Source organism: Kineococcus sp. NBC_00420 (assembly GCF_036021035.1).
In the GTDB taxonomy this organism is placed as follows: Bacteria; Actinomycetota; Actinomycetes; order Actinomycetales; family Kineococcaceae; genus Kineococcus.
Genome location: NZ_CP107930.1, coordinates 2,367,432 through 2,388,124, shown reverse-complemented (window position 1 = coordinate 2,388,124; position 20,693 = coordinate 2,367,432). Strand labels below are relative to the sequence as shown.

The window sequence follows — 20,693 nt, the reverse complement described above, 5'->3', positions numbered from 1 at the left end:
GTGCCGACCAGCCCGGGCACGGACTACACCGGCGACGACTTCTACTGCGACGTCGCCCTGCCGGACCCGCAGGCCCTCCGGGTCGTGCACGAGGACGACGAGGTCCTCGCCTTCCACCACACGAGACCGTTCTGGCCGACCCACGTCGTGATCGTCCCGAAACGGCACATCGCGTCCTTCACGACGGTCACGGCCGCCGACGAGTCGACGGTCCGTGCGCTCCTGCGCGTCGTGCAGCGGATCGCCCGGGAGGTGGAGGTCCGCGAGGGCGCCGCAGCGGTCCTCACCAACCTCGGCACCTACCAGGACTCCAAGCACTTGCACGTGCACGTCCACTCCGGACGGCAGCTGCGGGACTGACCCCTACTCACCGTCGCCGAGGACGAACGGGTACACCGCGTCCGCGCCCGCACGACGCACCTGCCGGGCGGCGACCGTCAACGTCCACCCGCTGCGGGTGCGGTCGTCGACGAGCAGGACGCGCTTGCCGGCGACGGGGGCGTCGTCGGGGAGTTCGAACCGTCGCGCGACCTGGGACAGGCGGTGGGCGGAGTTCACGTCGCTGCGGGTCGGGGAGTCGTCCAGCAGGCGGAACGTCGCGAGGACCGGGAGACCGGTGTAGCGCGAGAGACCGTCGGCGAGGTGAGCCACGAGCTGGGGCCTCGACGCCGAACACAGCGCCACGATGCCGTCGAGGGCCAGGTCGCGGGCCCAGTCGTCCAGGACCGCCGCGGCCGCGTGCCGCAGCGGGACGGGGGTCTCGCCGTCGGGAACACCGGTGGCGAAGAGTTCGCGGACGGCGTTGCCCCAGCCGAGGTCCGTCGTGCGCGCGACCGCACGTCCGGTACCGGGCTGTTCGGCCGGTGCGATCTTCCCCGACACGGCGACGTCGAGGGCCTTCATGCCCGAGGGCCACATCTTCTTCGGTTCCAGCGGAACCCCCGGCCGGTCGAGGTCGGCCCCGGCCCGGGTGACGGCGCTCTCGTCGACGTCGCGCGACACCTGGAACCCACCGCAGTTGTCGCAGCGTCCGCAGGCAGCGGCGTCCGGGTCGTCGAGGGCGCGGCGCAGGAACTCCAACCGGCACCCCGTCGTGGCGACGTAGTCGATCATCGACTGCTGCTCGACCTCACGGGTCTGCGCGACCCGGGCGTAGCGTTCGGTGTCGTAGTTCCACTCCGCGCCCGTCGCCTGCCACCCACCGCGAACCCGCTTGACCGCGCCGTCCACGTCGAGGACCTTGAGCATCATCTCCAACCGGTTGCGGCGCAGCGTGACCCGTGCCTCGAGGGCCGGGGTGGACATCGGTGTTCCGGCGTCACCGAGGACGCTCAGCGCGAGCCGGACGTCGTCCTCGGCGGGGAAGCCGATGGAGGCGAAGTAGCGCCAGATGTCGCGGTCCTCGGCGCCCGGCAGCAGGACGACCTCGGCGTTGTCGATGCCACGACCTGCACGCCCGACCTGCTGGTAGTAGGCGATCGGGGAACTCGGCGCCCCGAGGTGCACGACGAACCCGAGGTCCGGCTTGTCGAAACCCATCCCCAGGGCGCTCGTGGCGACCAGCACCTTGATGCGGTCGTTCACCAGGTCGTCCTCGGCCTGCAACCGCTCGGCCGGGTCCGTCTGCCCCGTGTAGGGCACGGCCTCGATCCCGTGCCTGCGCAGGTGCGCCGCGACGTCCGCGGCCGCCGACACCGTGAGCACGTAGATGATCCCGGAACCCGGGAGTTCCGGCAGGTGCTGGACCAGCCACGCGAGGCGGTGGGCGTGCGTGGGCATCGACACCACGGCCAGCCGCAGCGACTCGCGGTCGAGGGAGCCCCGCAGGACCAGGACGTCCTCGAGGGTTCGCGTCCCCGTCACCGACAACTGCTCGGCGACGTCGGCCGTCACGCGCTCGTTCGCCGTCGCCGTCGTCGCGAGGACCGGGATGCCCTCGGGGAGGTCCGCCAGCAACGTCCTGATCCGCCGGTAGTCCGGTCGGAAGTCGTGGCCCCAGTCGGAGACGCAGTGCGCCTCGTCCACGACGAGCAGGCCCGTCGTGGCGGCCAGCGGCGGGAGGACCTCGTCGCGGAAACCGGGGTTGTTGAGGCGCTCGGGGGAGACGAGCAGGACGTCGACCGCCCCGTTGCGGACGTCCTCGTAGACCCGGCCCCAGTCCTCGCCGTTCGTGGAGTTCACCGTCACCGCGTGCACCCCGGCCCGTTCGGCGGCCGCGATCTGGTTGCGCATCAGGGCCAGCAGGGGGGAGACGATGACCGTCGGACCGGCCCCGCGGGCGCGCAGCAGCGCCGTCGCGACGAAGTACACCGCCGACTTCCCCCAGCCGGTGCGCTGCACGACGAGCGCGCGGCGACGATCCGCCACCAGGGCCTCGATCGCCGTCCACTGGTCCTCGCGCAGCCGCGCGTCGGGGCTGCCGACGAGCCGCTGCAGCACCTGCTCCGCCTCGGCGCGCAGGGCGGTGCGGTCGAGGGTCGTCGCGGAGGGGGCGGTGGCGGCGGGCATGGGCAGGACTCTGCCACCGACGTCCGACACGGGCCCACCGCCGTCCACAGGTGTCCGGGACCGGGGCGGGGATCAGACCGGCGGCTGCGGGTCGTACTGGATCCCGCGCCGCACCTCGCGCGCCCGTTCGACCCCGGCCAAGCGCGACACCAGGTGCAGCGCCATGTCGATGCCCGCCGAGACCCCCGCGGAGGTGATCACGTCACCGTCGTCGACGAAGCGGTCGTCGGGGCGCACGTCGATGCTCGGGTCGAGCTCCGCCAGCACGTCCAGGGAACCCCAGTGCGTCGTGGCGGGGCGGCCGCGCAGCAGACCCGCCGCCGCGTAGACCAGCGACCCCGTGCAGACGCTCGTCATCAGCGGGACGGCCTCGCGCTGCGCGCGGACCCAGTCCAGGTGCTCGGGGTCGACGAGCTGGGGGCGGGTGCCGCGACCCCCGGGGTGGAGCAGGACGTCCAGCGGCGGGGCGTCGGCGAAGGAGTGGTCCGCCCCGACGAGCAGGCCCTTCGCGCACCGCACGGGTCCCCCCGTCCGCGACAGGCAACTCACTGACCAGCCGTCGTCGGGGAAACCACGCGCCCAGAAGGCGAGCACCTCCCAGGGACCGACGGCGTCGAGCTCCTCGACACCGTCGAAGAGGACGATGCCGATGTTCCGCGTCTCTGCAGGAGTGGTCACGGCGCCAGTCTGCCGCCCGGCGGGACGGGACCCGCCGCGAGGAGCGCGACCGCGCGACCCCGCCGCCGCAGGAGCCGTCGGAGGTACGGCGCGAGGACGACCCGGGCGACGACACAACCGGTTGCGCCGCAGGGGAGCGCCACGTCCATCCGGTCGTGCATCAGGGTTCTTGCCGGCCCCGCGCGCACGAACAGGTGCTCGTGCCGCATCCGGGCGAACGGGCCGTCGACCTGTTCGTCGACGAAGAACCCCGGGCGTTCGTGGGTGGTGATCCGGCTCGTCATCGTCCACCACACCCCGAGGTGGTGCGCGGAGAACGTCACGTCGTCGCCCAGCTGCAGGACCCGTCGACCGGAACTCGTCGAGGCGGTCTCGGAACTCCCGGCCAGCGACGCCGCGTGCACGTCGACGTCGAGCTCCAGGTCGAAGACGACGCCGGGTTCCGCCTCGACGACGGTGACCACCTCGATCCGGGTCACCCGGCCCTCCCTCCTCACGCGGGCGCCGAGAACACCAGGGAGTACCGCCAGAACAGGTGTCGACGGATCGCCGCCCCGGGGGTCTGACGAGCGGCCGCGGCCCGCACCTGCGTGAGGGTCGACACCGCAGGAGCCGTCGGGGCGGAACCCGCGACCCGACGCTGCCGCAGGTTCTTGACCCAGCCCACCACGAGGTTCGCCGGCACGGCGAGCAGGCTGAGGGCGACGTCGCTGCGGGACTCCTCCCGGTACACGCCGAGGACGACGAGGGTTCCGCCGGGGGCCAGGAGCTCGCGCAACCGGCGCAGCGCGGGTTCGAAGGGGACGTGGTGCAGCACGGCGAGGGCGGTGACGACGTCGTAGCCGGGTTCCAGGGCCGCGTCCCCGAGGTCCGCGACGCGGTAGTGGACGCGGTGGTCGACGGGGAGGCCGGAGGTGAGTGCGCGGGCCGTCGCGACGACCCGTGCGTCGCGGTCGACGGCGTCGACGTGGCGGGCGCTGCCCGCGAGCCGACGGGCGAACTCGCCGGTCCCGCAGCCCACGTCGAGGGCCCGGCCCACCGGCCCGGGCAACCGGCGCAGGATCCACCGGTGGTGGTGGGCGTTGTGGTCCCAGGGGTGCTCGCGCATCCACGCGTCGCACCCGCGCAGGACGATCCCTCCGAAACCCCGCACCGGACCTCCCTCGTGGGGAGGCAGTCAAGCACGCCCGCACCGGTCGAGGGGCGGCTCGCCGTCACCGATCGGCCACCGCGACCTCCGTCGCGCACGAGCCGCGGTCCGAGCACGGGTCGACGACCCGTCGTCGCGCTGCTGCTGGTCGCACGGGACAGCAGCGCGGCCGCCCCCCCGCCGCCTCGCCGTCACCGAGCGGCTCGAGGCGCCGGGCGGCCTCGCCTCCCGCCCCACCACGGGCCACCTCCGGCTGCCGCCGCGACGTTCCTCGGGGCAGCCCCTGCTGCTGCGCGGCGCCGTCGCGGCCGGCGCTCCGGTCGAGGAGGTCCGGGGCGTGAACGCCCCCACCGGCTCCCACCGGTGGGCGAGCTCGTGGGGTCGGGGAGCCGGTGCCGGAAGTCGGTGCTTCACTGCCTGGGTGCGCTACGTCGTGATCGGGGCAGGAGCGATCGGCGGGACGATCGGTGGACGACTCGGCCAACACGGTCACGAGGTCGTCCTGGTCGCCCGTGGGTCCCACGCGGACAGGTTGCGGGAGAAGGGGTTGCGACTCCTCACCCCCACGGGTCCGGTGGAGCTCAACGCCCCTGTGGCCAACTCCCCGGCCGACGTCGTCCTCACCCCCGACGACGTGCTGGTGCTGGCCGTCAAGGTCCAGGACGCCGCCGGTCTGCTCGCCGACTGGGCGGCCGCCCCGGTCGGTGACTCCACCGCCGGGCACGAGCTGCCGATCGTCTGCGCGCAGAACGGCGTCGAGGGGGAACGGCTGGCCCTGCGGTGGTTCCGCCGGGTCGTCGGCGTCTGCGTGTTCCTGCCCGCGACGCACCTCGAACCGGGCGTCGTCAGCTCCGAGGGGGCCCCGGTGTCCGGTGGTTTCGTCCTCGGTCGCTACCCCCGCGGTCGGGACGAGCTCGTCGAGCAGATCGCCGCCGACCTGGCCGGCGCCGGGTTCGCGACGATCGTCAGCGACGACGTGATGGCCGCGAAGCGCGGCAAGCTCATCGACAACACCGGCAACGCACTCGACGCCGTCTGCCGTCCCGAGGACGGCAGCGACGCGTTGCGGGAGGAGGCCCGGGCGGAAGGGCTCCGGGTCCTGGAGGCCGCGGGAACGCCACCGCTGGGCCGGGCCGAGGCCCTGCCGGAACTCGCCGAGATCGGCTTCCACACCGCCCCCGTCGCGGGCAGCGAACGGCTCGGGTCCTCCAGCTGGCAGAGCCTGCACCGCGGGGGCTCCGTCGAGACCGACTGGCTCAACGGCGAGGTCGTCCGGCTCGGTCGCGAGCACGGGGTGGCGACACCGGTCAACGAGGCGCTCCAGGTCCTGGCCGACGCCTCCGTGCGGGGAGGCCTCGGGCCCAGGGCCTTCGGGGTGCAGGACGTCAAGGCGCTCGTGGCGAGCGTCGGGGGGGACCAGGCGGCTGCCACCGGGACCCACCTGAGAGGGTGAGCCCCATGCGCGTCGACCACGTCGGCTTCGCCGCGGGCCCCGAGGGGCTGCAGGAGACCGCCAGGTCCCTGGCGGCGCGACTCGGCGTGCGCGTCGTCGACGGGGGTCCCCACCCCCGCTTCGGCACCCGCAACGTCGTCCTGCCGCTGTCCGGGGGCAGCTACGTCGAGGTCGTCGAGGTCCTCGACCACCCCGTCGCCGAGAAGGCGCTCTTCGGGCGGGCCGTGCGCGAACGGACGCTGCAGGGCGGGGGCTGGTTCAACTGGTCGGTCGTGGTCGAGGACCTGGCCTCCTTCGCGGAACGCCTGGGCGAGACCGCCGAGGAGGGTGTCCGGCGCCGTCCCGACGGGGTCGAGCTGCGCTGGCACCAGATCGGTGCGCCCGCGCTCAGCGAGGAACCGCAACTGCCGCTGCTCATCGAGTGGGACGGGCCGGACACCCAGCACCCCTCGGCCATCGCGCTCGCGGGCGGCAGCCGCCTGGCGGGGCTCACCATCGCCGGCCAGCGCGAACGGGTCCGCGGCTGGCTCGGCCTGCCGCCGGACTTCAGCGCCGACCGCATCGACTTCACCTGGCTCGACGTCGTCGGAGGACCGCGCAGCACGGGACTGCGCTCGGTCCGCTTCGAGACCCCGCGCGGAACCGTCGAGATCTGATGGACTGGTTGCCCGGCTGGATCCCCTCGATCACGGCCTCGGCCATCGCGCTGCTCGTCGTCGACCTCGTGGTGCGCCTCACCGCGATCGCCGTGGTCCCCGTCAACCGGCGTCCGAGTTCCGCCCTGGCCTGGTTGCTGACCATCTTCTTCATCCCCTACATCGGGGTCGTGGCGTTCCTGATCATCGGCAACCCCAAGCTGCCCCGCAAGCGCCGCCGCAAGCAGCGGGAGATCAACGAACTCATCCTGTCCTCGACCAAGGGGATGGACCTCGTCTCCTCCGACCACCCGTGGCCGCCGTGGCTGACCGGGATCGTCGAGCTGAACCGCAACCTCGGGGCGATGCCGCTGGTCGGCGGCAACCAGGCCCAGCTCGAGGGGGAGTACGACGAGGCGATCCGGGCGATGGCGCGCTCGATCGACGGCGCTCGCGACTACGTGCACGTCGAGTTCTACATCATGACCAAGGACCCCACGAGCGAGCCGTTCTTCACCGCGCTCGAACGCGCCGTCGAGCGCGGGGTCAAGGTCCGGTTGCTGCTCGACCACGTGGGGTCGTTGCGCTACCCCGGCTACCGCCGCACGATCCGCTTCCTCGAGGACGTCGGCGTCGAGTGGCACCCGATGCTCCCGGTCCAGCTGCACAAGCTGAAGTACCAGCGTCCCGACCTGCGCAACCACCGGAAGCTCCTCGTCATCGACGGCGACGTCGCGTGGATGGGGTCGCAGAACGTGCTGGACCGCAGCTACAACAAGCGCGGGAACCTCAAGCGCGGACTCCAGTGGCAGGACCTCATGGTGCGCCTCGAAGGGCCGATCGTCGCCGGGGTCGAGGCCATGTTCATCACCGACTGGTACTCCGAGACCGACGAACTCCTGGAGACCGAACGACCCGAGGTCTCCCCGGTCGGATCACCCGGGCGCCTCGAGTGCCAGGTCGTCCCCAGCGGCCCCGGGTTCGACGGCGAGAACAACCTGAAGCTCTTCAACGCGCTGCTGTACTCCGCGCAGCGCACCATCTCCATCACCAGTCCGTACTTCGTGCCGGACGAGTCCATGCTCTCCGCCATCACGACGGCCGCCGAACGCGGGGTCGACGTCGAACTGTTCGTCTCCGAACTCGGCGACCAGGCCCTCGTCCACTACGCCGAGTGCTCCTACTACGAGAACCTGCTGCGCGCCGGGGTCCGCATCCACCGCTACCCCGCGCCGTACGTGCTGCACGCCAAGCACATGACCGTCGACGAGGAGGTCGCGGTCATCGGTTCCTCGAACATGGACATGCGCTCGTTCCTGCTCGACCTGGAACTCACGCTGATGGTGTGCGGGCGGGAGTTCTGCGACGACCTGCGCCGGGTCCAGGACGAGTACCGGGCGAAGTGCACGGAGCTCACCCTCGAGCAGTGGCTCGCGCGACCGCGCTGGAACGTCATCAAGGAGAACCTGTCCCGCCTGACGTCGGCGCTGCAGTAGGCCGGTCCAGTCCCAGCCTCGCCAGTTCGAGGTCGGCCAGCGCCCGCACCGCCGCCGGGTCCTGGCCCTGCCAGGCGGCGGCCGGATCCGCGTGCACGGCGAACAACCGGTCCGGCGGGCTCGACGCCAGAGCGCGCAGAGCCAGGACGCGGTCGCCGCCACGGGTGCCGACGAGCCGCCCGGCCTCGCGCGCACGTCGCGCCCACCGGAGGCGTTGGGCCAGGCGGACCGCCGTGACGCACAGGATCGGCAGCAGAGCGGTCAGCACACCGAGCAGCGTCGCCACGTGCAGGACGGACTCGATCTGCGCATCGGCGGCACCGGCGAGCGAGGTGGCGCTGTCGGCCGAGCGGTCCAGGACCCCGGCGAGGTCGTCGCCGATCAGCGGGGTCCGCGCGGCGGTCCGCCCGGCGGCGGTGAGACGGTCCGCGAGGTCGCTCGAACCCGCGGAGAACTGCCGTGCGGGGTCGACGGCACCGGCGATGACCCCGTGCACGGTGGTTCCGGCGAGGACGCTCGCCAGCACGGCCAGCAACCACAGCAGGTCGGCTGTGAGCTGCCGGTTCCGGCGGGCGCGACGGTCGGCGTAGAGCTTCACCCGGCGCGCTCCACGACGCCGGTCCGGTTGTCGTGCAACGGGTCGAGCTGGGTGTCGAGCGGCTCCGGGACGTCGGGGACCACGGTGGAGGAGGTGGTGTTCCTGGTCAGCCGGTCCATCGAGGGACGTTCAGCGGAGGTCGTCGCGCACGGTCCGGCGGCGAGCGCTGCGGACGACGAGGACCAACCCGACGATCGCGATGATCGGGCCGAGCACCGCCCAGAGCGTCTTGCCGCTCATTCCCGATCCACCGAGCACGTCCAGACCCTGCAGGGTGAAGAGGACCCCGGCGGCGGTGATGACGATCCCCACGATGGTCCCCACGATTCGGCTCATCTCCGCGACGCTACAGCATTCAACAAAGCGGGGTAGGTTTCCGTCATGACGCCGTGGAAGCGGGTGCACCGGGGCCCGCCGGTGAGGACCGGTGCGGCGGAAACCGTGCTGTCCGACCGGGACGGTGCGCCGGTGGGTCGCCGGATCGCGCTGGGACTGCTGGGGCTCGGGGCGCTGGGGGTGGTCACCGGCACCCGCGCCCAGGACCTCGCCCTGCGCGTGCTGGCTCCGCTGCAGAACCGCGACCCGACCGGACTGCTGTCGCTGCTGCCGGTGGGAAACACCTTCCGCTTCTACTCCGTGACGGCCAGTGCGCCGGTGCGCGACGAGGCGTCCTACCGGTTGCACGTCTCGGGTCTCGTCGAGCGTCCGCTCGAACTCACGGTGGCCGATCTTCGAGCCATGCCGCAGGTTGAGGTGGTGCGTGACTTCCAGTGCGTCACCGGGTGGCGGGTGCCGCAGGTGGCGTGGAGTGGCGTGCGGGTCTCGGTGCTGCTGGAGGCGGTCGGCGTCCAGGAGGCCGGCACCGCCCTGCGTCTGACGTCGTTCGACGGGACGTACACCGAGAGCCTCACCCTGGAACAGGCCCGGTCGGCCGACTGCATCGTGGCCCTGCGGATGCTCGGTGCGAACGTGACCCACGACCACGGCGGCCCCGTCCGCCTCTACGTCGCCCCGATGTACGGCTACAAGAGCCTGAAGTGGCTCGAAGGGATCGAGGTGACCGCGCAGGTGCAGCCGGGGTACTGGGAGCAACGCGGCTACGACGTCGACGGTTTCGTGGGTTCCTCGAACGGACGTGAGATCGATGAACGGACCTGAGGCCGGCGCCGCTCCCGGTGTCGACGGCCTCGAACGCGGCCGGGTGCTCCCGCGTTTCGCGGCTCCTACCCGGTGGGTCCACGGGGCGACCGCGGTGTTCACGATCGTCTGCGTCCTCAGTGCCGCGGTGCTCTACAACGGAACCCTCGCCGTCGCGGTCGGCCATCGTGGGCTGGTGGAGCACGTCCACGTCTACACCGGGTTCGCGTTGCCCGTTCCGCTGCTCGTGGGCGTCGTCTTCCGCAGCTACCGCGAGGACGGCCGCCGGCTCAACCGCTGGACCGCGCGCGACTGGTCCTGGCTGCGCCGTCGCACCCGCCGGGACGGAACGCTCCAGGTCGGGAAGTTCAACGCCGGGCAGAAGGCGAACGCGGCGCTCTCGGTCGGCTCGATCGCCGCCCTGCTCGTCTCGGGTCTCACGATGTGGTTCCCGCAGCTGGCGGGCATCGCCTGGCGCAGCGGGGCGACCTTCGTCCACGACTGGTTCGCGCTGGCCTTCGGACTGCTCGCGGTCGGACACGTCGCGATGGCCCTGCGCGACCCGCACGCGATGACGGGTATGCGTACCGGGCGGGTGCCGTTGCGCTGGGCCCGCCGCGAGCACGGCGCCTGGGCGCGCGAACTCGCCGGGGAGCCACCGCTCGTCCCGGACCCACCCTCGAGCACCTCGCGCGACCACTGACACCTGTCGCCCGACCCTGACCTCGCGTCAGCCGAGGAGTTCGTCCACCCAGCACCACCGCCACGCCTCGCCCGGTTCGGCGCTGACCATGGCGGGGTGCGCGCTCTCGCCGAAGTGGGCCCGGGCGTGCCGCAGCTCGGAGGAGTCGCAGCACCCGGTGTACCCGCAGGCCAGGCAGGTCCGCAGGTGGACCCAGGCCACCCCGGCCGCGACGCACTCCGCGCACTCGGTCGGCGGCTCGCCGTAGCGCTCGGTCGCCTCGTCGCGCGAGCACCCGGTGCGCAGGTGGGCGCAGCCGCCGTCACCGCGCGGGGCGAGCCGGCGGTCGAGGGCGAGGGGTTCGAGGTCCTCGAGGCGGTCCAGCAGGGCCTCCTCGAAGTCGACGTCCGCGAGCGCCCGCTGCAGCACCTCCGGTTCCGCGGTGCCGCGGTCGCGGGCGGTGACGACGATGGTGCGCTCGGCGGCGAGCATCTCCAGGCGGAGGCGGTGGTAGACCGCCGACGGGGTCATCGAGTCCGACAACGGCCGGCCGAGGCGTTCCCAGGCGGCGTGCGAGCGCGACTTCGAGCGGCCGCGCAGCTGCATCACCACGTGCCGGGGTTCCTCCCCGGTGAGCAGTTCGTCCAACCGCCGCATCCCGGCCTGGGCGGCCGCGTCGCCCAGGGCCGCGGCCTGCAGGGCGTCCTCCGCGGGGTCCGGTGCGGGCAGTCCGACGCGGCGCACCACCCAGGGCAGGCTGAGGCCCTGCACGAGCAGGGTCCCGACGACGACGGCGAACGCGGCGAGGAGCAGGACGTCGCGGCCCTCGACGTCCTCGGGGATGAGCTGCGCGGCGGCGAGGGTGACCACCCCGCGCATGCCGGCCCAGGACAGCAGCAGCGAGATCCCCGGCGACCAGGCCTTCGGGCGCAGGTGCGGCACGGCGTGGAAGACCCCGGCGGAGGCGAAGACGAACACGAACCGGGCCGCGATCGTCGCGACGAGCACACCGAGGCAGACCAGCAGGATGCGACCACCGGAGAACCCGCTGTCGGCGGCTCCGCGCAGCAGCAGCGGGAACTGCAGACCGATGAGCACGAAGACCGCGTTCTCCAGCAGGAACGCCACCGTCCGCCAGTTCAGCGTCTCCGCGACCCGGGACGCGGCCGTCTGCACCGTCGGTGAGACGTGCGCCATCGCCAGCCCCGTCACCACGACGGAGAGGACGCCCGACACGTGCAGCGCCTCGGCGGGCAGGAAGGCGAGGTAGGGCGCGACGAAGGAGACCGCGGTGTCCAGGACGGGGTTGCGGATCCGGGTCCGCACCAGGGCCAGGACGGCGGCGACGACCCCGCCGATGAGCACCGCGCCGACGACGGCGAGCAGGAACTCGCCCCCGATGTGCAGCGGGGAGAGCTCCGTGGTGAGGGCGGACGTCGCCGCGGCGAGGGCGATGAGGGCGGAGGCGTCGTTGAGGAGGCTCTCCTCCTCGAGGAGGGTGGCGACCCGGCGGGGCAACCCCAGGCGGCGGCCGATGGCGCTCGCGGCGACGGCGTCCGGCGGGGCGACGACGGCTCCGAGCGCCATGCACGCCGCGAGGGCGACCCCCGGCAGCAGCAGCGACGTCGTCCACCCCACCGCGAGGGTGGTGAAGACGACGAGCACCACCGACAGCAGGACCGTCGCCGTCTTGTTGCGGGTGAAGTCCACCAGTGACGTGCTGGCCGTCGCCGCGTAGAGCAGCGGGGGCAGCAACCCGTTGAGGACGACCTCGGAGCCGAGGCTGAAGTCCGGGACGGCCGGCACCAGCGAGACGACGGCGCCGACCACGACGAGGACGAGGGGGGTCGGCCAGCCGAAGCGGTCGCAGACCGCCGACACCAGGCACACCCCGACGGTCAGCGCCACGAGCGCGATCGCGATCTCCACGAGCGGACCCTACGACCCCCCGACCGGTGGGTGGTGGGCTGCGCTCAGGGGCGCAGGACGGTGATCCCCGCGGTGGTCGCGGCGCCGACCTCGGCGAGGGCGCGCGGACCGGCCTCGAGGGGCAGTTCGCGGGTGACGAGCTCGGCGAGGGGGAACCGGCCGGAACCCACCAGGGCGAGCAGGCGCGGGTAGTCGTGGGCCGCCATCCCGTGGCTGCCGAGGACCTGGAGCTCGCCGGCGATCACGAGGTCCATCGGGACGGAGGGTTTCCCCGCTGCGGCCGGCAGCAGCCCGATCTGGACGTGACGACCGCGACGGCGCAGGGACCGGACGGAGTTCTCGCACGTCACGGGCAGGCCCACGGCGTCGATCGAGACGTGGGCTCCGCCGTCGGTCAGGTCGCGAACCGTCTGCACCACGCTGTCTGCGGAGCTGTCCGCGACGACGTGCTCGGCACCGAACGCGAGCGCCAGGTCGCGTGCGGCGGGGGAGGGGTCGACGGCGACGACCCGGGCACCCGCCGCGGCGGCGATCGCGATGGCCGACAGGCCGACCCCGCCCGCGCCGTGGACGGCGACGAACTCGCTCGGTCGCACCCGTGCGACGTCGCTGACGGCGCGGAAGGCCGTCGCCACCCGGCAGCCCAGGGCCGCGGCGGTCGCGGCGGAGAACCCCCCGGGCAGCGCGACGAGGTTCACGTCGGCGTGGTCGAGCGCGACGAGTTCGGCGAAGGACCCCCAGCCGGTGAACCCCGGCTGGGTCTGCGCGCGGCACACCTGCTGCTGCCCGGCCGCGCACTCCGGGCAGCGCCCGCAGGCGGTGACGAACGGGGTGGTCACCCGGTCGCCGACCGCCCAGTTCCGCACGTCCGCGCCCACGGCGACGATCCGGCCGGCGAGCTCGTGACCGGGGACGTGCGGCAGCGTCACGTCGTCGTCGTGGCCCTGCCAGGCGTGCCAGTCGCTGCGGCACACCCCGGTCGCCTCGACCGCGACGACCACCCCGTGCGGTGCCGGGGTGGGGTCGTCGACGGTGGCGAGGCGGGGGGTCCCGCCGAACTCCTCGATCAGGACCGCGCGCACGTCACGCCTCGTCGAGCGGGTGGTCGAGCACGCTGACGAGCGCCGACGCGTCGCCGGTGTAGTCGCCGGGGGTCAGCAGCGACAACCGGGCCGCTTCACCCTCGGGCAGGCCGAGACCCGCGACGAACTCCCGCAGCTTGGCCTGGTCGACCTTGCGGCCGCGGGTGAGTTCCTTGAGGCGCTCGTAGGGTTCGGGCAGCCCGTGCACGCGCATGACGGACTGGACGGCCTCGCCGAGGACCTCCCAGTTCCCGTCGAGGTCGGCGGCCAGGGCGGCCGGGGCGGCGTCGAGCCCGGCGAGGCCGCGCTGGGCGTTCTCGATGGCCAGCAGCGAGTGCCCGAACGCGACGCCGATGTTGCGCTGCATCGAGGAGTCGGTGAGGTCGCGCTGCATCCGCGACGTCGTGAGGGTCTCCTCCAGCACCCGGAACAACCCGCCCGACACCTCGAGGTTGGCCTCGGCGTTCTCGAAGCGGATGGGGTTCACCTTGTGCGGCATCGTCGAGGACCCCACGGTGCCCTGGCCGCGGACCTGCGCGAAGTAGCCGAGGGAGATGTAGGTCCACACGTCGGTGCAGAGGTTGTGCAGCACCCGGCCGAAGCGGGAGACGTCGGCGTAGAGCTCGGCCTGCCAGTCGTGGGACTCGATCTGCGTCGTCAGCGGGTTCCAGGTCAGGCCGAGACCGGTGACGAACTCGTGGGAGGCGGCCGGCCAGTCCGTCGTGGGGACGGCGGCCTTGTGCGCGGCGTAGGTCCCCGTCGCGCCGTTGAACTTGCCGAGGTACTCCGCACCGGCGATGCGCGTGAGCTGGCGGCGCAGGCGGTGGGCGAGGACGGCGAGTTCCTTGCCCAGCGTCGTCGGCGTCGCGGGCTGGCCGTGGGTGCGCGAGAGCATCGGCAGGTCGCGCAGGTCGTGGGCCATCGTGACGACGTCGTCCACGAGGCTCGTCGCGGCCGGCAACCAGACCTGGGCGACGGCGTCACGGACCATCAGCGCGTAGGAGAGGTTGTTGATGTCCTCGCTCGTCGCGAAGAGGTGGGTCAGCTCAGCGATGTCGACCAGCGAGGTGCCTTCGAGGCGACGCTTGATCCAGTACTCGACGGCCTTGACGTCGTGCACGGTGACCCGCTCGATCTCGCCGAGCTCGGTGACGGCCGCGGCGTCGAAGCGCAGCGGCAGTTCGCGCAGGAAGGCGATCTCGTCGGCGGTGAGCCGGCGCACGCCCGGGACCACGTCGTGGGTGCCGAGGAAGACCAGCCACTCGACCTCGACGTGGATGCGACGACGGTTCAGCGCGGCTTCGGAGAGGTGTTCCGCGAGCGGCGCGACGGATCGGCGGTAGCGGCCGTCGAGCGGGCCGAGCGCGGGCTCGCCCAGGCTGGCGGGGGCGTCGGACGGGGAGGCGGCAACGGCCGAGTCGGTCACGTGCCTCATGGTCCCACGCCCCCGCGGGAGTCAGGTCTCGTCGACGGAGGACTCCTTGTGGGCGGCCTCCTTGCCGGACTTGCCGCTCTTGACGATCACCTGCGGGTCGTCCTCGGAGGCCTTGCGGTGCTTGCCGTAGAGCTCGAAGTCGTCGGTCTTCTCCTCGACGACCTCCCCTTCGGTCCTGCCCTGCGGGGTGTTCCAGCTGACCTCGTCGCCCTTCTTCACCATGGTTCCACCGTGGCGTCGACCCGGTCCGTGCGCACCTCAGGGCAGCGGGGTCCGCCGCCGCACGGCCTCCCCGGCCCGATCGGGGTCGAGCTCGACGGGGGAGTGCAGCACCCCCGGCCCGCGGGCGATCCTGCCGTCGCTCAGCGGGGTGCAGCGCAACCCGCCGCGGCCGCGCAACGCGGCGTGGGCGCCGTCGGCGACCATCCGGTCCATCCACGCGCACGGGGCGGCCGGACGTCCGCCGTGGACGGTCACCGACCCCACGGCCGTCACCAGGTCGAAGTCGTGCCCCCGCAGCGGGTCCAGCTCGACGCCGCGGACCACGACGTTGCGCCGGGCCAGCAGCGGGTCCGGGACCGCGGCCAGTCCGAGGTCGTGGGCGACCGCCTCCCACGCCTCGATGGCCAGGAACGTGATCGCGGCGTCCATGTGCGCGGCCTTGCCGAAGAACCGGTCGCCGCGGATCCCCTTGCCCGCCACGACCTCCACCGTGTCGAGGTCGTGGGTCTCGACGTCGGCGGCGCCCTCGCGGGGACGGCCGAAGTAGGCGTGCTCGGGGGAGACGAGCAGGTGCAGGACCTCGACGGGGTAGCTGTGCGTCACAGGGCCGACACCCTCTGCGCGGCCTCGAGCGCCTGCGCGGCGTACGCGCCGCCGAAGAGGACGGCGTGCACCAGCAACGGGTGCAGCTGGTGCAGCGGGACGCGCTCCCGCCGGCCGTCCGGGGTACCGGCCGCCTCCCCGTAGGCGTCGAGGACGCGCGCCAGGTGCGGCAGCCCGAACAGCTCCAGCATCGCGAGGTCGGTCTCGGGGTGCCCGCCGTGGGCGGCGGGGTCGATGAGGACGGCGCCGTCGGCGGACCACAGGACGTTGCCCGACCAGAGGTCGCCGTGCAGGCGCGCCGGCTTGCCCGCCCCCGCGACCAGGGCCGGGTCCTCGGCCGTGAGCCGCTCGCAGACCCGTTCCACGACAGCCACCTCGGCGGCGTCGAACGTGCCCGCGTCCCGCGCCAGGCGGAGGTAGGGCTGCACGCGCTGCTCGGCGTAGAACGTCCCCCAGCCCGCGTCGTCCCTGGTCACGTCCCTGGTCATGGGCCTGGTCATGGGCAGCGGGAGGGTCGCGATCCAGGCGTCGCCGTCCATGCCGGGAGGTGGAGCCCCGAAGCGCGGCGCCCCGGCGGCGTGGGTGCGGGCGAGGTCACGTCCGAACCGTTCGGCCGCCCGTGCGTCGGGACGCTGCTCGCGGACCCGCTCCAGGACCAGGGCGTCGGGGCGCACCTCGAGCACCGGGCAGACGGCGACCCCGCCGGCGTCCGCGAGCCACCGCAGCCCCGCGGCCTCGGCGGCGAAGGCGGCGGCGGGTACCCCGGTCTGCTGCTTCACGAAGGCGGTGGACGGCACCGGTCCATGGTCACCGCGGTCTCCACAGCGGGCACGTCGGGCCGGGCCGTCCACAGACCGTCGCCGGTCCCCGACGACGCCACCCTCGCCTGCCTACCGTCCACGGGCTGGGGTTCCACGGAGGGAGAAGGACGGATGGATCTGGGGCAGGTGGCGTTGACGCGCCGGGTGGAGGAGGTGGCCGAACGGGTGCGGTCGGTGCACCGGCAGCTGGGTGCGGTGGGCACGGGCGACTGGACGGGACTGGCGGCGGCCCGGTTCCGGGCGCGGCTGGGCGACGCGGTCCAGGAGGTCGCCGGGGTCGCCGAGACGTGCGACCGGTTGTCGGGGAGGGTGACCGAGCACGTCCGCGCGCTCGAGCTGGTGGCGTCGTGAGCGCGGGCCTCACCGTCGACACCGGGTACGCGGTGGACCCCGACGCCCTGGACGCGGCCGCCGCCCGCCTGGCCGCACTCGCCGCCGACCTCGGCGTGGTGGGACTGGACCTCGTCTCGATCGCCGTCGACCCGGCGTTCGCGGCGAGCGTCGCGTTCGCCCCGGCCAGTGCGGCGCGGGTCGCCACGGCGATCGGGGACCTCCTGGTCGGGCGTCGGACCCCCGTCGCGGCGGCCGCGACGCTGGCCGCGCTGGCGGTCGAGGTCGAGACCGCGGCCCTGCGCTACCGCGTCGGTGACGAGATCGCCGACGCGGTCGTCGCCGTCGCCCGACGGGCGGTGGCGCAGGCCGTCGTGGAGTGGGCTCCCGAGATCGCCGGCGCCACGGCCGTCCTCGTCGGCGCGGACGTGCTGCGGCACGTGGGGATCGCGGAGTACCGGGTCCTGGCCGGGGCGGTGGCGCAGGTCCTGCGGACCGGGACCGTCGACCTGTCGGAGCTCGGCGCGGACGTGGGCGAGGAGTTCGCCGGCGTCGACGACGCGGTGGCGGACGACCTCCGCGGGGTCGGCCGGTTCCTCGCGGCGCACCCGGAGGTCGCCCAGGAGGTCGTGGCCACGACCCCGTACCTGCTGGAGGCGGCGGGGTTCCCCCGGGTGGACGGGGTCGCGGGCGTGGCCGGGGCGCTGACCGCCCTGGGCGCGGTCGCCCCGGTGTTCCGGGAGACCGGCGTCGCGGTCCGTCCCACGGCCACGGCCCGGGCGACGCCCAGCCGGCCGCCGCGCGGGATCGCCGAGGTGCTCGACGGCGTCGCGCACCAGTCGACGGGGTACGAGGGGCAGGCCTCCGTGGGCGGCCGCCTGGCTCCTGCCGGGACACCCGCGCCGGGTGGGATCCGGCTGGAACGGGTCACCCAGGCCGACGGCGGCGTCGCGTGGGTCGTGGAGATCCCCGGGACCCAGACCTGGACACCGGTCCCGGCGGCGGGCGGGACCCCGATGGACCTGACGACGAACCTGCGCGCGGTCGCCGGGGAACCGACGGCGACGGCCGACGCGGTCGTGCAGGCCATGCGGCAGGCGGGGGTCGGCGCAGGTCAACCGGTGATGCTCGCCGGGCACAGCCAGGGTGGGTTGACCGCGGCGGCGTTGGCCGCCGACCCCGCGGTGCGGGCGGAGTTCGACGTCACCCACGTCGTGACGGCGGGTTCCCCGATCGACGGGATCGACGTCCCGGACTCGGTCGAGGTGCTCTCGCTGGAGCACACGGGCGACCTCGTACCGGCTCTCGACGGCGAGACCGCCGCGGGTTCGGCGCACCGCACCGTCGTCGCCCGCGACGTCGGCGACGACCCCCGCTTCGCCGCCGACATCGCGCAGGACCCGCTGAAGGCCCACGGCTGGTCGGCCTACATCGCGACGGCACAGCTCGTCGACGGATCGGGAGATCCTGCGCTGCAGGGTTTCCGCGACTCCGGGAGCGCCTTCTTCGACGCCCCCGGAGCCCGGGTGGAGACCTTCGACTACTACGCCGAGAGGGTCGAGCCGGCACCGGCGGTCGCGAGCAGGGTGGAACCCCAGCGCTCGACGTAGGCGGCCAGGGCGGGGGTCTCGGCGCCCTTCTCCTCCGCCTCGCGGTCGATCAGGTACAGCCCGGGGGCGGGGCACGCCGCGCCCAGCTCGGACAGCACCGGCTTGAGCAGGAGCTCGGGAGCCAGCGCGTGCGTGGGGGCGGCCCCCAGCATCAGGGGGACCGCGGTGACCCCGCGCAACCCTTCGCCGCCCGCGAACTGGTCGAGGAACAGCTTCAGCAGCCCGCTGTAGGTCGCCTTGAAGGTGGGTGAGGCGACGACGAGCAGGTCGGCGGAGGCGACGTCGGTCACGGCCTGCGCCACCGTCGGGTCGCCCCAGCCGAGCAGCCCGGGGCCGAGGGTGGCCACGTCGACGACCTGGTCCACCTGTCCGACACCGGCGGGGCCACCGGAGAGCAGCCGCGCGGTGGTGGTCGCGGCGGTCAGGGTGCGCGAACCGACCTTGGGGTTGCCGCAGACGACGACGGTCCGCATCAGGCGGTGGCCTTCGGGGTCAGGGTGCGGAAGGCGGAGGAGTGCCACACCAGGGGTTCGGTGTCGGGGGCGTTGCCCATGGCGTGGACCTGCAGGAGGACCACGTCGTGGTCACCGGCGGGGACCTCGGAGTAGATCGAGCACTCGAGCCAGACGGGAGCACCGTGGACGAAGTTGGCGCCGGAGTCGAGGGTGGTGGTGTCGATGCCGGCGAAGCGGTCGGCGGCCTTGGAGGCCAGCTGGCGGGCCGCGAGGTCGTGGGCCTCGCCGAGGACGGAGACGCCGATGCGGCCACCGGCGGTGGCGCCCGCCTTCAGCTTGGGCCAGCTGGTGGAGGTGTGCTGCACGGCGAAGAGCACGAGCGGCGGGTCGAGCGAGATGCCGACCTGGAAGGAGGAGGCCACCAGCACGACGGGTTCGGGTCCGTCGCCGCTGTCGACGATCGCGGAGAGGGCGGCGACGCCGGAGGGGAAGAGCGCGAAGGTGGTGCGCAGGGCCATCGGGTCGTCCTCGAAGGCGACCAGTTCGAGGGGAGTCGTTCCAGGGGCGTCGGACACGGGCGGTACCTCTCCAGCGTGGGTCGAGTGGTGATGACGTGACGTTGACAGAGTCAACCGCAATTGTTTCCCGAGCGTTTCGCCGAAGTGATCGAACTCATTGCGCCGCGCGGTCGCGGTCCTGGAGCGGTGTTCGGGGGAGGTCGCTGGTTGGATCCGTACCGTGAGCGACTCCGCAGTCACCCCGGCCGAGACCGCCCGCAGCGGGCCCGTGACCGGCTACGACGTCGCGCGGGCCGCGGGCGTCTCCCAGTCCACGGTCTCCCGCGCCCTGCGGGGGGACACCCGCGTCGTCCCGCAGACGCGCGAGCGCGTCCGGCAGGTGGCCCGCGAGCTCGGCTACGTCGTGAACCTCTCGGCCCGCAGCCTGATCACCCGCCGGACGGCGACGATCGCGATCGTCTCCGGGGATCTGCGCAACCCCTCCTTCCCGCTGCTCGTGCAGACGCTGCAGGAGCAGTTCCACGCGCGCGCGCACCGGGTGCTGCTGTTCGCCGACCACGACGAGGAGTCCGGACGCTTCGAGGAGGACCTCCACTCCCTGCGGGGTGGACTGGTCGACGGCATCGTCTACCTGTCGGCGCGCACGGACTCCGCGGCGGTCGCCGAGCTCGTCGACGTGGGGTTGCCGCTCGTCGTGCTGAACCGCGACGTCGACGGCGAGCTCGGCGAACGGGTGGACCGCATCACCTCCGACAACGTCGGGGGTGGGCGACTCGTCGCGCGGCACCTGTGGGAGCGGGGAGCGCGCCGGATCGCGGTCGTGGCCGGTCCGCAGGACAACCCCAGCCTGACCCGGCGGGCCGCCGGGTTCGCCGAGGAACTGGGCCGGCACGGGGTGTCCGTGGACCCGGCGCACGTCCGGCGCGGGCCCGTCAGTCCCGCCTCCGGGCTCACCGCCGCCCTCGAGCTGCTCGACGTGCCCGCCGACGTGCGCCCGGACGCGGTGTTCGGCCACACCGACTACATCGCCCTCGGGGTCCTCGACGCCGCGGGGCGTCTGGGGCTGCGGGTTCCGCAGGACCTCCTGGTCGTGGGCTACAACGACCTCGACTGGGCCGGCTGGTCGATGATCGACCTCACCACGGTGCGCCAGCCCCTGGTCGAGATGGCCCGGGTCGCGGCCGACGCGCTGTTCGCCCGGATGGCCGACCCCGACGCCCCGCACCTCGTCCGCGAGTTCGGCGTCGAGCTCGTCGAGCGCGGCTCCACGCGCCGCTGACGCGCCCGGGGGGACGGGGACGACGGCGAAACACAGCGTTCACCTGAGCGAGACGAGCGAGCAACACCGCCC

At 73.4% G+C, this 20,693-nt stretch carries 24 protein-coding genes; 9 read left to right on the top strand and 15 right to left on the bottom strand.

Going from position 1 to position 20,693, the window contains the following annotated elements; all coding sequences use genetic code 11:
• Positions 1–360, top strand: a complete 360-nt coding sequence (locus tag OG218_RS11680; RefSeq protein ID WP_328293393.1) for an HIT domain-containing protein — start codon at positions 1–3, stop codon at positions 358–360.
• A gap of 3 nt (positions 361–363) precedes the next feature.
• Here OG218_RS11680 and OG218_RS11675 read toward each other — a convergent pair whose 3' ends face one another.
• From OG218_RS11675 to OG218_RS11660, 4 genes are all read right to left on the bottom strand, one after another.
• On the bottom strand, positions 364–2,508 hold the full coding sequence (locus tag OG218_RS11675) for a RecQ family ATP-dependent DNA helicase (protein WP_328293392.1): 2,145 nt from the start codon (positions 2,506–2,508) through the stop codon (positions 364–366).
• A 72-nt stretch (positions 2,509–2,580) separates the two neighbouring features.
• Positions 2,581–3,186: a DJ-1/PfpI family protein gene (locus tag OG218_RS11670; RefSeq protein WP_328293391.1), complete on the bottom strand. Its 606-nt coding sequence runs from the start codon at positions 3,184–3,186 to the stop codon at positions 2,581–2,583.
• Positions 3,183–3,665, bottom strand: a complete 483-nt coding sequence (locus OG218_RS11665) for an SRPBCC family protein (protein ID WP_328293390.1) — start codon at positions 3,663–3,665, stop codon at positions 3,183–3,185. Before OG218_RS11665 ends, OG218_RS11670 begins: the two co-directional genes overlap by 4 nt.
• A 14-nt stretch (positions 3,666–3,679) precedes the next feature.
• A complete protein-coding gene (locus OG218_RS11660; RefSeq protein ID WP_328293389.1) occupies positions 3,680–4,339 on the bottom strand; it encodes a class I SAM-dependent methyltransferase in 660 nt (219 codons plus the stop codon).
• A 418-nt stretch (positions 4,340–4,757) separates the two neighbouring features.
• Here OG218_RS11660 and OG218_RS11655 point away from each other — a divergent pair, with 418 nt between their 5' ends.
• From OG218_RS11655 to cls, 3 genes are read left to right on the top strand one after another with little or no spacing between them, the layout of a single operon-like run.
• Entirely contained in the window at positions 4,758–5,789 is a 1,032-nt protein-coding gene (locus OG218_RS11655; RefSeq protein WP_328293388.1) for a ketopantoate reductase family protein, read from the top strand.
• A 5-nt stretch (positions 5,790–5,794) separates the two neighbouring features.
• The gene (locus OG218_RS11650; RefSeq protein WP_328293387.1) at positions 5,795–6,445 is read left to right on the top strand and encodes a VOC family protein; all 651 of its coding nucleotides are present in this window, start codon (positions 5,795–5,797) and stop codon (positions 6,443–6,445) included.
• Positions 6,445–7,920, top strand: coding sequence for a cardiolipin synthase (gene cls / locus OG218_RS11645; RefSeq protein ID WP_328293386.1), 1,476 nt, complete (start codon positions 6,445–6,447; stop codon positions 7,918–7,920). Before OG218_RS11650 ends, cls begins: the two co-directional genes overlap by 1 nt.
• Here cls and OG218_RS11640 read toward each other — a convergent pair.
• The 3 genes from OG218_RS11640 to OG218_RS11630 are packed head-to-tail and all read right to left on the bottom strand — an operon-like array spanning position 7,880 to position 8,854.
• Complete coding sequence (locus OG218_RS11640; protein ID WP_328293385.1) at positions 7,880–8,518, bottom strand: hypothetical protein; 639 nt, start codon at positions 8,516–8,518, stop codon at positions 7,880–7,882. The genes cls and OG218_RS11640 overlap by 41 nt on opposite strands.
• A complete protein-coding gene (locus tag OG218_RS11635; protein WP_328293384.1) occupies positions 8,515–8,637 on the bottom strand; it encodes a hypothetical protein in 123 nt (40 codons plus the stop codon). The genes OG218_RS11640 and OG218_RS11635 overlap by 4 nt, the downstream gene beginning before the upstream one ends.
• A gap of 10 nt (positions 8,638–8,647) precedes the next feature.
• The gene (locus OG218_RS11630) at positions 8,648–8,854 is read right to left on the bottom strand and encodes a hypothetical protein (protein ID WP_328293383.1); all 207 of its coding nucleotides are present in this window, start codon (positions 8,852–8,854) and stop codon (positions 8,648–8,650) included.
• Positions 8,855–8,899: 45 nt separating this feature from the next.
• Between OG218_RS11630 and OG218_RS11625 the strand changes: the two genes are divergently transcribed.
• Both OG218_RS11625 and OG218_RS11620 read left to right on the top strand, forming a co-directional pair.
• Entirely contained in the window at positions 8,900–9,676 is a 777-nt protein-coding gene (locus OG218_RS11625; RefSeq protein ID WP_328293382.1) for a molybdopterin-dependent oxidoreductase, read from the top strand.
• A complete protein-coding gene (locus tag OG218_RS11620; RefSeq protein WP_328293381.1) occupies positions 9,663–10,358 on the top strand; it encodes a cytochrome b/b6 domain-containing protein in 696 nt (231 codons plus the stop codon). The genes OG218_RS11625 and OG218_RS11620 overlap by 14 nt, the downstream gene beginning before the upstream one ends.
• Positions 10,359–10,385: 27 nt before the next feature.
• Here OG218_RS11620 and OG218_RS11615 read toward each other — a convergent pair whose 3' ends face one another.
• Genes OG218_RS11615 through OG218_RS11590 form a run of 6 tightly spaced genes read right to left on the bottom strand, consistent with a single transcriptional unit; the run spans position 10,386 to position 16,405 of the window.
• Complete coding sequence (locus tag OG218_RS11615; protein WP_328293380.1) at positions 10,386–12,266, bottom strand: cation:proton antiporter domain-containing protein; 1,881 nt, start codon at positions 12,264–12,266, stop codon at positions 10,386–10,388.
• Between the two features lie 44 nt (positions 12,267–12,310).
• A complete protein-coding gene (locus OG218_RS11610) occupies positions 12,311–13,348 on the bottom strand; it encodes a zinc-dependent alcohol dehydrogenase family protein (protein WP_328293379.1) in 1,038 nt (345 codons plus the stop codon).
• Position 13,349: 1 nt separating this feature from the next.
• Positions 13,350–14,774: an adenylosuccinate lyase gene (gene purB / locus OG218_RS11605; protein ID WP_328293378.1), complete on the bottom strand. Its 1,425-nt coding sequence runs from the start codon at positions 14,772–14,774 to the stop codon at positions 13,350–13,352.
• A gap of 30 nt (positions 14,775–14,804) precedes the next feature.
• Positions 14,805–15,005 carry a DUF2945 domain-containing protein gene (locus tag OG218_RS11600; RefSeq protein WP_328293377.1) on the bottom strand — a complete coding sequence of 67 codons (201 nt, stop codon included), beginning with the start codon at positions 15,003–15,005 and terminating at the stop codon, positions 14,805–14,807.
• Positions 15,006–15,041: 36 nt separating this feature from the next.
• Positions 15,042–15,608, bottom strand: a complete 567-nt coding sequence (locus OG218_RS11595) for a molybdenum cofactor biosysynthesis protein (RefSeq protein ID WP_328293376.1) — start codon at positions 15,606–15,608, stop codon at positions 15,042–15,044.
• Positions 15,605–16,405, bottom strand: a complete 801-nt coding sequence (locus tag OG218_RS11590) for a fructosamine kinase family protein (RefSeq protein WP_328293375.1) — start codon at positions 16,403–16,405, stop codon at positions 15,605–15,607. The genes OG218_RS11595 and OG218_RS11590 overlap by 4 nt, the downstream gene beginning before the upstream one ends.
• A gap of 135 nt (positions 16,406–16,540) precedes the next feature.
• On the opposite strand from OG218_RS11590, the gene OG218_RS11585 reads away from it, so the two are divergent.
• Both OG218_RS11585 and OG218_RS11580 read left to right on the top strand, forming a co-directional pair.
• Entirely contained in the window at positions 16,541–16,780 is a 240-nt protein-coding gene (locus OG218_RS11585; RefSeq protein ID WP_328293374.1) for a hypothetical protein, read from the top strand.
• Positions 16,777–18,369 carry a hypothetical protein gene (locus tag OG218_RS11580; protein WP_328293373.1) on the top strand — a complete coding sequence of 531 codons (1,593 nt, stop codon included), beginning with the start codon at positions 16,777–16,779 and terminating at the stop codon, positions 18,367–18,369. The genes OG218_RS11585 and OG218_RS11580 overlap by 4 nt, the downstream gene beginning before the upstream one ends.
• On the opposite strand, the gene OG218_RS11575 is transcribed toward OG218_RS11580, so the two are convergent.
• The gene (locus OG218_RS11575) at positions 18,303–18,842 is read right to left on the bottom strand and encodes an NADPH-dependent FMN reductase (RefSeq protein WP_328293372.1); all 540 of its coding nucleotides are present in this window, start codon (positions 18,840–18,842) and stop codon (positions 18,303–18,305) included. The two genes, OG218_RS11580 and OG218_RS11575, sit on opposite strands and share 67 nt — an antisense overlap.
• On the bottom strand, positions 18,842–19,342 hold the full coding sequence (locus OG218_RS11570; protein ID WP_380162349.1) for a flavin reductase family protein: 501 nt from the start codon (positions 19,340–19,342) through the stop codon (positions 18,842–18,844). The genes OG218_RS11575 and OG218_RS11570 overlap by 1 nt, the downstream gene beginning before the upstream one ends.
• 220 nt (positions 19,343–19,562) lie before the next feature.
• Here OG218_RS11570 and OG218_RS11565 point away from each other — a divergent pair, with 220 nt between their 5' ends.
• On the top strand, positions 19,563–20,621 hold the full coding sequence (locus OG218_RS11565) for a LacI family DNA-binding transcriptional regulator (protein ID WP_328293370.1): 1,059 nt from the start codon (positions 19,563–19,565) through the stop codon (positions 20,619–20,621).
• Positions 20,622–20,693 lie beyond the last annotated feature (72 nt).